Annotated in this window: 11 protein-coding genes and 1 tRNA gene; 10 read left to right on the top strand and 2 right to left on the bottom strand. The window is 55.0% G+C overall.

The features are described 5' to 3' along the window. Nucleotides 1–5: 5 nt before the first annotated feature. From nqrE to dinB, 4 genes are all read left to right on the top strand, one after another. The gene (gene nqrE / locus SIK69_RS04135) at nt 6–602 is read left to right on the top strand and encodes an NADH:ubiquinone reductase (Na(+)-transporting) subunit E (RefSeq protein WP_319626599.1); all 597 of its coding nucleotides are present in this window, start codon (nt 6–8) and stop codon (nt 600–602) included. A gap of 11 nt (nt 603–613) precedes the next feature. Beyond that, nucleotides 614–1,837 (top strand): NADH:ubiquinone reductase (Na(+)-transporting) subunit F, encoded by a 1,224-nt coding sequence (nqrF, locus tag SIK69_RS04130; protein WP_319785477.1) that lies wholly within the window; start codon nt 614–616, stop codon nt 1,835–1,837. Between the two features lie 2 nt (nt 1,838–1,839). Beyond that, nucleotides 1,840–2,055, top strand: a complete 216-nt coding sequence (nqrM, locus tag SIK69_RS04125; RefSeq protein WP_319785497.1) for a (Na+)-NQR maturation NqrM — start codon at nt 1,840–1,842, stop codon at nt 2,053–2,055. Nucleotides 2,056–2,196: 141 nt separating this feature from the next. Next, the gene (gene dinB / locus SIK69_RS04120; protein WP_319785476.1) at nt 2,197–3,255 is read left to right on the top strand and encodes a DNA polymerase IV; all 1,059 of its coding nucleotides are present in this window, start codon (nt 2,197–2,199) and stop codon (nt 3,253–3,255) included. A gap of 125 nt (nt 3,256–3,380) precedes the next feature. On the opposite strand, the gene pepD is transcribed toward dinB, so the two are convergent. Continuing rightward, complete coding sequence (gene pepD / locus SIK69_RS04115) at nt 3,381–4,838, bottom strand: cytosol nonspecific dipeptidase (protein ID WP_319626603.1); 1,458 nt, start codon at nt 4,836–4,838, stop codon at nt 3,381–3,383. A gap of 257 nt (nt 4,839–5,095) precedes the next feature. Here pepD and gpt point away from each other — a divergent pair, with 257 nt between their 5' ends. The 3 genes from gpt (at nt 5,096) to crl (ending at nt 7,369) form a co-directional block, all read left to right on the top strand. Further along, nucleotides 5,096–5,554, top strand: coding sequence for a xanthine phosphoribosyltransferase (gpt, locus tag SIK69_RS04110; protein WP_097161350.1), 459 nt, complete (start codon nt 5,096–5,098; stop codon nt 5,552–5,554). Nucleotides 5,555–5,668: 114 nt separating this feature from the next. After that, a complete protein-coding gene (frsA, locus tag SIK69_RS04105; RefSeq protein WP_319626604.1) occupies nt 5,669–6,913 on the top strand; it encodes an esterase FrsA in 1,245 nt (414 codons plus the stop codon). A gap of 57 nt (nt 6,914–6,970) precedes the next feature. After that, a complete protein-coding gene (gene crl / locus SIK69_RS04100) occupies nt 6,971–7,369 on the top strand; it encodes a sigma factor-binding protein Crl (RefSeq protein ID WP_319626605.1) in 399 nt (132 codons plus the stop codon). A 59-nt stretch (nt 7,370–7,428) separates the two neighbouring features. Here crl and SIK69_RS04095 read toward each other — a convergent pair whose 3' ends face one another. Further along, nucleotides 7,429–8,526 carry a porin gene (locus tag SIK69_RS04095; protein WP_319626606.1) on the bottom strand — a complete coding sequence of 366 codons (1,098 nt, stop codon included), beginning with the start codon at nt 8,524–8,526 and terminating at the stop codon, nt 7,429–7,431. Between the two features lie 274 nt (nt 8,527–8,800). Here SIK69_RS04095 and proB point away from each other — a divergent pair, with 274 nt between their 5' ends. From proB to SIK69_RS04080, 3 genes are all read left to right on the top strand, one after another. Further along, entirely contained in the window at nt 8,801–9,904 is a 1,104-nt protein-coding gene (proB, locus tag SIK69_RS04090; RefSeq protein WP_319785475.1) for a glutamate 5-kinase, read from the top strand. Nucleotides 9,905–9,914: 10 nt separating this feature from the next. Continuing rightward, on the top strand, nt 9,915–11,168 hold the full coding sequence (gene proA, locus SIK69_RS04085; RefSeq protein WP_319785474.1) for a glutamate-5-semialdehyde dehydrogenase: 1,254 nt from the start codon (nt 9,915–9,917) through the stop codon (nt 11,166–11,168). 115 nt (nt 11,169–11,283) lie between these two features. After that, a tRNA-Thr gene (locus SIK69_RS04080) sits at nt 11,284–11,359 on the top strand. Nucleotides 11,360–11,371 lie beyond the last annotated feature (12 nt).

The following is an 11,371-nucleotide window of genomic DNA, read 5'->3' as shown; positions in this document are numbered from 1 at the left end:
CGATTATGGCTCACTACATTAGTCTTTTTGTCCGCGCAGTGTTCGTTGAAAACATGGCGCTGGCCTTCTTCCTCGGCATGTGTACGTTCCTTGCGGTGTCGAAGAAAGTCTCTACGGCGTTCGGCCTGGGCGTGGCGGTCACGGTGGTTCTCGGTATTTCTGTGCCGGTTAACAACCTGATTTACAACCTGGTGCTGCGCGACGGTGCGCTGGTGGAAGGGGTGGATCTTAGTTTCCTCAACTTCATCACCTTTATCGGGGTGATCGCGGCTCTGGTGCAAATTCTCGAGATGATCCTCGATAAGTATTTCCCGTCGCTGTACACCGCGCTGGGGATCTTCCTCCCCCTGATCGCCGTGAACTGTGCAATCTTCGGTGGCGTCTCGTTTATGGTGCAGCGCGACTACAACTTCCCTGAATCTGTGGTCTACGGCTTTGGATCCGGCATCGGCTGGATGCTGGCGATCGTCGCGATGGCGGGGATCCGCGAGAAAATGAAATACGCCAACGTGCCCGCAGGACTGCGTGGCTTAGGGATCACCTTTATCACCACCGGACTGATGGCATTAGGTTTTATGTCGTTCTCCGGCGTGCAGCTATAAGGGCGTAGGTTATGGAAATTATTCTTGGCGTGGTGATGTTCACGCTGATTGTTCTCGCGCTGTCACTGCTGATTCTCGCAGCGCGCGCGAAGCTGGTGAATTCCGGCGACGTGGTGATTGAAATCAATAATGAAGCCGACAAGCAAATCCGTACTCCGGCAGGGGACAAACTGCTGAACACGCTGTCGAGCAACGGCATTTTTGTGTCGTCCGCCTGCGGCGGCGGCGGTTCCTGCGGCCAGTGCCGGGTGACGGTGAAAGAGGGCGGCGGCGATATTCTGCCGACCGAACTGTCACACATCAGCAAGCGTGAAGCGAAAGAGGGCTGCCGTCTGGCGTGTCAGGTCGCGGTGCGTCAGGACATGAAAATCGAGCTGCCGGAAGAAATCTTTGGCGTGAAGAAATGGGAATGCGAAGTTATCTCCAATGATAACAAAGCCACCTTTATCAAAGAGCTTAAACTGGCAATCCCGGAAGGTGAATGCGTACCGTTCCGCGCGGGCGGCTATATTCAGATTGAGTGCCCGTCGCACAAAGTGGCCTACGCCGATTTTGACGTGCCGGACGAATACCGCGGAGACTGGGATAAATTCAATCTGTTCCGCTATGTTTCCGAAGTCAAAGAGCCAACGCTGCGCGCCTATTCGATGGCGAACTACCCGGATGAGAAAGGCATTATTATGCTTAACGTCCGTATCGCCACGCCGCCGCCGTCAGCGCCGGATGTGCCGCCGGGTATTATGTCCTCTTATATCTGGTCGCTGAAAGCGGGCGATAAGGTGACGATTTCCGGGCCGTTTGGTGAGTTCTTTGCCAAAGATACCGACGCCGAGATGGTATTTATCGGCGGTGGCGCAGGGATGGCCCCGATGCGTTCGCATATTTTCGATCAGCTCAAGCGGCTGGGCAGCAAGCGTAAAATCAGCTTCTGGTATGGGGCGCGTTCGCTGCGTGAAATGTTCTACGACGAGGAGTTTGAACAGCTGGCGCGGGAAAACCCGAACTTCACCTTCCATGTCGCGCTGTCCGACCCGCAGCCGGAAGATAACTGGACCGGGCATACCGGGTTCATTCACAACGTCCTGTATGAGAACTACCTCAAACATCACGCTGCACCGGAAGACTGTGAGTTCTATATGTGTGGGCCACCGGTGATGAACGCGGCGGTTATCCGTATGCTGAAAGATCTTGGCGTTGAGGATGAAAACATCATGCTCGATGATTTTGGAGGCTGATGATGTTAACGGTATTTCTGGCGACCTTTGTGGTGTTTGTGCTGGTCATCTTCGGTATGTCACTCGGCTATCTGGTGAAGCGTAAAAGCATCCAGGGCAGCTGCGGGGGCATCTCGTCGCTGGGGATGGAAAAAGTGTGTGACTGTCCGGAACCGTGCGATGCGCGGAAAAAACGGATGGCCCGCGAAGCGCAGCGCCAGCAAACCCGTATCCTCTAGTCCGTAATGTAGGCCCGGCGAATGCAGTGCTGCCGGGAAAAATGCCGGGTGGCGCTCTGCTTACCCGGCCTACAAAACCTCACGCTTCTCATTTCTGATAAATGTACTGTATACTTACACAGTAATCTGTGAGGGCTGAGTATGCGCAAAATTATCCACGTTGATATGGACTGCTTTTTTGCCGCCGTTGAAATGCGGGATAATCCAGCCCTGCGCGATATTCCGATTGCCATCGGTGGCAGCCGTGAACGGCGCGGCGTTATCAGCACCGCCAATTATCCGGCACGTAAATTTGGCGTGCGCAGCGCGATGCCCACCGGCATGGCCCTCAAACTTTGTCCGCACCTGACGCTGCTGCCGGGCCGCTTTGATGCCTATAAAGAGGCATCCATTCATATCCGCGAGATCTTCTCCCGCTACACCTCGCTGATTGAACCGCTGTCGCTCGACGAAGCCTATCTCGATGTGACCGACAGCCTGTACTGTCAGGGGTCTGCCACGCTGATGGCACAGGAAATTCGCCAGACCATCGAACGTGAACTGAATCTCACCGCCTCGGCGGGCATCGCCCCGGTGAAGTTTCTCGCCAAAATCGCCTCCGATCTCAATAAGCCCAACGGCCAGTACGTGATAACACCTGACGAAGTACCTGCGTTCCTGAAAACGCTGACGCTGTCGAAAATCCCGGGAGTGGGTAAAGTCTCCGCTGCCAAGCTCGAAGGCATGGGGTTGCGCACCTGTGAAGATGTGCAGAACAGTGATTTGGCAATGCTGCTCAAACGCTTTGGCAAATTTGGTCGGGTGCTGTGGGAGCGCAGTAACGGCATCGACGAGCGCGATGTCAACAACGAGCGACTGCGCAAATCGGTTGGCGTTGAGCGCACGTTGGCGGAGGATATTCATGAATGGGCAGACTGCGAAGCGATCATCACCCGACAGCTCTATCCTGAACTGGAGCGTCGGCTGGCGAAGGTTAAACCGGATCTGTTAATTGCCCGTCAGGGGGTAAAACTCAAGTTCAACGATTTTCAGCAGACCACGCAGGAGCACGTCTGGCCGAAGCTCAATCAGGAAGATTTGATTGCCACGGCCTATAAAGCCTGGCATGAACGGCGCGGTGGACGCGGAGTGCGGCTGGTGGGATTACATGTAACGCTGCTCGATCCGCAGCTTGAAAGACAGTTGGTGTTGGGATTGTAGCGTGGTTGAATGCCCAACGGCGCTTAGCTGGCATAGGCCTACAGATCTTGTCGGCCCGATAAGCGCCAGCGCCACAGATCTTGTAGGCCCGATAAGCGCTAGCGCCATCGGGCAATATCAGAGACTTACTTCGCTGGAATAGATTTCAGCAGTTCGGTCAGCAGGGTCCAGTACTGGCCCACGCTTTCGATATGAACCTGCTCATCCGGGGAGTGTGGTCCGGTGATGGTTGGTCCGATGGAAACCATGTCCATGTCCGGGTACGGTTTTTTGAACAGACCGCATTCCAGACCGGCGTGGATAATCTGAATGTTCGGGGTTTTGTTGAACAGACGCAGATAGGTTTCACGCACCAGATGCATGACCGGGGAGTTCGCATCTGGCTGCCAGCCTGGGTAACCGCCTTTCGGTGCCGTCTGCGCGCCCGCCATTTTACCCAGCGACTCCAGCATGCTGACCACGTAGTCTTTACCGCTGTCGATCAGGGAACGAATCAGGCAGATGATTTCCACGTTGTCATCATGCATGGTGACCACGCCGACGTTCAGGGAGGTTTCAACCACGCCTTTCGCCACGTCGGAATTGCGGATCACGCCGTTCGGGGTGGCATTCAACAACTGAATGAAGGTATCGCGTGATTTTTCGCTCAGGGCGTTTTTATCTGCACTAACCGCTTCCAGAACCACGGTCAGATTCTTCTCTTTCGCCGCCAGTTCGTTTTTCAGGATCGAGAGATACTCATCAGCCAGCGCTTTCAGGGTTTCCACTTTTGCTGCCGGAACGGCAACGGTAGTGAAAGCTTCACGTGGGATGGCGTTACGCAGGGTGCCGCCATTGAAATCCACCAGACGCAGGTCCAATTCTGCCGCGTGACCGGCCAGGAAGCGCGCCAGCAGTTTGTTGGCGTTGCCCAGACCTAAATGAATGTCACCGCCGGAGTGGCCGCCTTTCAGGCCTTTCAGCGTCAGCTTAAAGCTCTGGAAGTCTGCCGGAATCGCTTCACGGGTCAGCGGCAGGGTGGTGATGAAATCGATCCCGCCCGCGCAGCCCATGTAGATCTCACCTTCTTCTTCAGAATCGGTGTTGATCAGAATGTCAGCCTGCAGCCAATTTGCCTGCAAACCAAATGCCCCGTCCATGCCCGCTTCTTCGGTCATGGTCAACAGCACTTCCAGAGGCCCGTGTTCCACGGTGTCATCAGCCAGCACCGCCAGCGCAGAAGCCATACCGATGCCGTTATCCGCACCCAGCGTGGTGCCGCGGGCTTTCACCCACTCGCCGTCGATGTACGGCTGAATCGGATCTTTGGTGAAGTCGTGCACGGTGTCGTTGTTTTTCTGCGGCACCATATCGAGGTGCGCCTGCATGACCACCGCTTTACGGTTTTCCATGCCCTTGGTGGCATCTTTACGAATCAGGATGTTACCGACCTGGTCGCGCTCTGCGTGCAGACCTTTTTCCTTCGCCCAGCCCATGATGTGTTCGGCAAGCTGTTCTTCGTGATAGGACGGGTGCGGAATGGAACAGATTTTGGCAAAAATATCCCATAGCGGCTGCGGGGATAATTGAGACAGTTCAGACACGGTAAGTCTCCTTACGGCTCCTGCAAAAGTGACTTGCAGGTAATGGGTTAGCAATGACAACCAGGCCGCTGGCCTGACTTGCGAGATGCCGTTGAGAATACCACTTTCTGCTGTCTCTGCTAGTACAGGCTGTGCAAAAACTCCCTGCAAGGCCGTTAAGCACTGGTTTTTAGTGCGCCAGATCTCTATAATCTCGCGCAACCTGGAATCACCCCGAACATTTTTTAAGCCGTATTAACAGGCTGGGATACAATCACATGAGCGAAAAATACGTCGTCACCTGGGACATGTTGCAGATCCATGCACGCAAATTGGCCGCGCGCCTGATGCCCTCTGAGCAGTGGAAAGGCATTATTGCCGTTAGCCGTGGAGGTCTGGTACCGGGCGCTCTGCTGGCGCGTGAACTGGGTATTCGTCATGTGGACACCGTCTGCATTTCCAGCTACGACCACGACAACCAGCGCGAGCTGAAAGTGCTCAAGCGTGCGGAAGGCGATGGCGAAGGCTTTATCGTGATTGACGATCTGGTCGACACTGGCGGCACCGCGGTGGCTATCCGTGAAATGTATCCAAAAGCGCATTTCGTCACTATCTTCGCTAAACCGGCCGGTCAGCCGCTGGTTGATGACTACGTGATTGATATCCCGCAGGATACCTGGATTGAGCAGCCGTGGGATATGGGCGTGGTGTTCGTTCCGCCTATCAGCAGTCGTTAATCCACGCAGCTGACAAAAAATCACAAATCACAACGCCCGGTTTACCGGGCGTTGTTCTTTTTAGCGCCGGGCGAGTTACAATAGACGCTATGTCGTATTAATGGAGTCTATGCGATGCCAGAAGCCAATCTCAGCGAAGTTCTCTTTAAACCGCGTTTCAAGCACCCGGAAACCTCGACGCTGGTGCGTCGCTTTAATCATGGCACCGAGACGGCGGTGCAATCTGCACTGGACGGCAAAAATGTGCCGCACTGGTATCGGATGATGAACCGCCTGATGTGGGTCTGGCGCGGCGTTTCGCCCCAGGAAATCCTCGACGTGCAGGCGCGTATCGTCATGAGCAGCAATGAGCGTACCAACGAAGATCTGTACGATACCGTGGTGGGCTATCGCGGCGGTAACTGGATCTACGAATGGTCTAAGCAGGCGATGCTCTGGCAGCAAAAAGCCGGGCAGGAACAAGACGACGCGCTCAGTGGCCGTCACTGGCTGCATGCCTCTAATCTCTACAGCATTGCTGCGTACCCGCATCTGAAAGGCGATGACCTGGCCGAGCAGGCCCAGGCGCTGGCCAATCGGGCATATGAAGAAGCCGCCCAGCGTTTACCGGGCTCAATGCGTGAACTGGAATTCACCATTCCCGGCGGCGCATCGGTGAGCGGTTTCCTGCACATGCCCCCGGGAGAAGGGCCATTCCCGACGGTGCTAATGTGCGGCGGGCTGGATGCCCTGCAAAGCGACAACTACAGCCTGTTCGAGCGATACCTCGCCCCGCTCGGGATAGCCATGCTGACCCTGGATATGCCGTCGATTGGCTTCTCGTCGAAATGGAAACTGACTCAGGATTCTAGCTTCCTGCATCAGCAGGTACTGAAATCGCTGCCGAACATTCCGTGGGTCGATCACACACGCGTCGCGGCGTTTGGCTTCCGCTTCGGGGCGAACGTGGCGGTACGCCTGGCGTATCTGGAATCGTCGCGTCTGAAAGCGGTGGCGTGTCTGGGGCCGGTGGTTCACGGTTTGCTGAGTGACCCGCAGCGGCAGAGTCATGTGCCGGAGATGTATCTCGACGTGTTGGCTTCGCGTTTGGGCATGCACGATGCCTCTGACGATGCGCTGCGCGTAGAGCTCAACCGCTATTCGCTGAAAACACAGGGGCTACTAGGCCGTCGTTGCCCAACGCCAATGCTGTCCGGCTACTGGCAGAACGATCCGTTCAGCCCGGAAGAAGAGTCGCGCTTAATCACCTCGTCATCTGCGGATGGCAAGCTGATGCAGATCCCCTTCAAGCCGGTTTACCGCAATTTCGATAAAGCGCTGAAAGAAATTGCCGGATGGATCAATCAGAGATTTGGTTAATAGATTGCTAAATTCTATTGATTTGGTAAAACAGTTACATCACTAAAGGAGACTGTAATGACGTTACCGAGTGGACACCCGAAGAGTAAACTGATCAAGAAATTCACTGCCCTTGGCCCGTATATCCGCGAAGAGCAGTGTGAGGATAATCGCTTCTTTTTCGATTGCCTGGCCGTCTGCGTCAATGTCAAACCCGCACCGGAGCAGCGTGAATTCTGGGGCTGGTGGCTGGAAATGGAAGCGCACGAGAAGCATTTTACCTACCGCTACCAGTTTGGCTTGTTCAATAAAGAAGGCCACTGGCAGCCGACGGCTATCAAAGATGCTGAAGTCACCGCTCGTCTGGAGCAGACGTTGCGTGATTTTCACGTTCGTGCCCGCGATCTGTTGAAGACGTTCGATCTGGCACTCGAACCTGTGGATGATGTGAAACAGCCGGTCAGATTGTCGGCATAAAAAGCGAAACTCATAAAAAAGGCCCTTCATCACTGAAGGGCCTTTTACTTTGGAGAGAATTAGAACTGATAAACCAGGCCCAGCGCCACAACGTCGTCGTTATTCAGCGCCAGTTTATTATCGTCGCTCAGCTGGTTAATTTTATAATCAACAAAGGCTGACATATTTTTATTGAAGTAGTAGGTGGCTGCCACGTCGATATATTTCACCAGATCCGCATCGCCCACGCCTTCAATATCCTTACCTTTAGACTGGACATAACCGATGGACGGACGCAAACCAAAATCAAATTGATACTGCGCGACCAGTTCTAACGCCTGGTTTTTATTTGCGAAGCCGCTGACTTTAGTATCCACACCACCGATTGAGGCGGTGCCAGAAATTGGCGTCATATTACGGGTTTCAGCATAAATTGCGGCCAGGTAAACGCTGTTCGCGTCATATTTAAAACCGGTGGTCCAGGCTTCTGCGTCAGACCCTTTCCCGAAGTCGCTATCCTGCTGGGTCAGCGTACGGTTGGAATTAGAATAGGCCGCGCCGAGGGTGAAGCCCGAGTCGCCGAAGTCATAGCTCAGAGAGGTACCGAAGCCGTCACCGTTAGCCTTGGTTGCCGCACGTCCGTCGTTCTCGTTTTTGCCCTGATACTGGAGTGCCAGTTTCAGACCATCAACCAGGCCGAAGAAGTTATTGTTGCGGTAGGTCGCCATGCCGTTACCGCGGCCAGTCATGAAGTTGTCAGTTTTCACGAAGGAGTCATCCCCGAATTCCGGGATCATATCGGTGTAAGCCGCGACGTTGTACAGCACGCCGTAGTTGCGACCGTAGTCGAATGAGCCAATGTCACCCGCTTTCAGGCCAGCAAACGCCAGACGGGTTTTGGTGGTCGCCGGGTCACCTTCCACTTTGTTGGCGGCAACCTGGTATTCCCACTGACCAAAACCGGTCAGCTGATCGTTAATTTGGGTCTGGCCTTTAAAGCCCAGACGAATATAAGACTGGTCACCGTCCACAGCATCGTTATCGCTCATATAATGCTCAGCTTTAACGCGGCCATACAGGTCTAATTTATTACCATCTTTATTGTAGATTTCTGCGGCCTGTGTAGCGGTGGAAGACATTACGCCCAGTACCATTAATGCCAGTGTGCTTTTTTTCATTTTCAACCCTGTTCAAAATACGCGCTAAAATTTGGGAACTCGCCCGATTTAAAAAACAGGAAGGGTTGTAACTCTGCGAAATGAAAGTTTTATGACAAAGTAAGAATAATTTTAAATAACTGTGTTTGGGTGTTTCTGTCATAAAAAAGTCATTTTCTGCCGCTACGCTTCCTGATCCCGCGCAACAAAGTGCGACGCAACGCCTTCGGGGAGTTGGCAAGCGGCCTGAGTCCTGTTACAACGTCTTTTTCGTAATTATGAATGGCAGAGAATCATGAGTGACAGCCAGACGCTGGTTATCAAACTGGGTACCAGTGTTTTAACCGGGGGGTCGCGCCGCCTTAATCGCGCCCATATCGTTGAGTTAGTGCGCCAGTGCGCGCAGCTGCATGCCGCAGGGCATCGAATTGTCATCGTCACGTCTGGCGCGATTGCCGCCGGGCGCGAACATCTTGGCTACCCGGAACTCCCTGCCACCATCGCCTCAAAACAGCTGCTGGCTGCGGTCGGGCAGAGTCGTCTGATCCAGCTATGGGAACAGATGTTTTCCATCTATGGCATTCATGTCGGCCAGATGCTGCTAACCCGCGCAGACATGGAAGACAGAGAGCGTTTCCTTAACGCGCGTGACACGCTCCGTGCGCTGCTCGATAACCATATCGTGCCGGTCATTAATGAAAACGACGCCGTCGCCACCGCTGAAATTAAAGTCGGCGATAACGATAACCTGTCGGCGCTGGCGGCCATTCTGGCGGGGGCGGACAAACTGCTGCTGCTCACCGATCAGCAGGGGCTGTTTACCGCTGATCCGCGTAACAATCCACAGGCCGAACTGATCCAGGATGTACACGGTATCGACGACGCGCTGCGGGCGATTGCCGGGGACAGCGTGTCCGGCCTCGGCACCGGCGGCATGGGCACCAAACTGCAGGCAGCGGATGTCGCCTGCCGTGCGGGAATCGACACCATCATCGCTGCGGGCAGCCGTCCTGGCGTAATTGGTGATGCGATGGAAGGCATCGCCGTTGGCACCCGTTTCCACGCGCAGACCTCACCGCTGGAAACCCGAAAACGCTGGATTTTCGGCGCACCACCGGCCGGTGAAATTACCGTTGATGAAGGGGCCGTCTCCGCGATTCTGGAAAGAGGAAGCTCATTACTTCCAAAAGGCATTAAAAGCGTGACAGGCAACTTCTCCCGTGGTGAAGTGATCCGTATTCGAACTCTCGACGGTCGCGATATTGCCCACGGCGTCAGCCGCTATAACAGCGATGCGCTGCGCCGGATTGCCGGACATCATTCGCAGCAAATCGACGCCATTCTCGGCTACGAGTATGGCCCGGTTGCCGTTCATCGCGACGACATGATCACCCGTTAAGGAGCCTGTAATGCTGGAACAAATGGGCATCGCTGCTAAAGCGGCCTCGTACAAACTGGCGCAGCTTTCAGGGCGTGAAAAGAATCAGGTTCTGGAAAAGATTGCTGATTATCTGGAAGCACAGACCGACACCATCCTGCGAGCTAACGCCCGGGATCTCGACGACGCGCGAGCCAATGGCCTGAGCGAGGCGCTGCTTGACCGTCTGGCGCTGACGCCAGCGCGTTTAAAAAGCATCGCCGATGATGTGCGTCAGGTGTGTAAACTGGCCGATCCGGTCGGGCAGGTGATTGACGGCGGGCAGCTCGACAGCGGCCTGCGCATCGAGCGACGGCGCGTCCCGCTCGGTGTGGTTGGGGTTATCTATGAAGCTCGCCCGAATGTCACCGTTGACGTCGCCTCCCTGTGCCTGAAAACCGGCAACGCCGCGATCCTGCGCGGTGGGAAAGAGACCTGGCGCACTAATGCGGCCACGGTGAAGGTTATCCAGCAGGCGCTGGAAGAGTGCGGTATACCGGCAGGTGCGGTGCAGGCGATTGAAAGCCCGGATCGCGCATTGGTCAGTGAAATGCTGCGCATGGACAAATATATCGACATGCTGATCCCACGCGGCGGCGCGGGCCTGCACAAGCTGTGCCGCGAGCAATCGACCATACCGGTGATCACCGGTGGGATTGGCGTGTGCCATATTTACGTTGATGATTCTGCAGAGTTTGAACCGGCGCTGAAGATTATCGTCAATGCCAAAACCCAGCGCCCAAGCACCTGTAATACCGTGGAAACGCTATTGGTGCATAAGGCGATTGCCGACACCTTCCTGCCTGCATTGAGCAAGCAGATGGCCGAAAGCGGCGTGACGCTGCATGCGGATGCCAACGCGCTGACGCCGTTGCAGAATGGCCCGGCAAGCGTGGTGCCGGTGGAGAGTCAGCAGTATGACGACGAATATCTGTCGCTGGATTTAAACGTCAAACTGGTTGACGATCTGGACGCTGCCATTGCGCATATTCGACAGCACGGCACGCAGCATTCTGATGCGATCCTGACCCGCACGTTGCGTAACGCCGACCGCTTTATCAACGAAGTCGACTCTTCGGCGGTGTACGTCAATGCGTCGACCCGCTTCACCGACGGCGGCCAGTTTGGCCTCGGTGCAGAAGTGGCGGTGAGCACGCAGAAACTGCATGCGCGCGGCCCGATGGGCCTCGAAGCTCTGACCACCTACAAGTGGATCGGCTTCGGCGACGATACAATTCGTGCTTAACTAAAAAACGGGTGATGCAAAAATAGGCGTTTGATTCATAAGGCCATTGACGCATCACCCGCAGAGTTTTAACCTTTTACCCCGAAGCACATCCCCTGTGTTTTGTTGTATCAGTGCCGATATAGCTCAGTTGGTAGAGCAGCGCATTCGTAATGCGAAGGTCGTAGGTTCGACTCCTATTATCGGCACCATCTCAACTTCCC

The sequence above is a fragment of the Scandinavium lactucae genome (genome assembly GCF_033843265.1).
In the GTDB taxonomy this organism is placed as follows: Bacteria; Pseudomonadota; Gammaproteobacteria; order Enterobacterales; family Enterobacteriaceae; genus Scandinavium; species Scandinavium lactucae.
The sequence above is the reverse complement of the archived record's forward strand: the minus strand, read 5'-3'. Positions and strand labels throughout refer to the sequence as shown.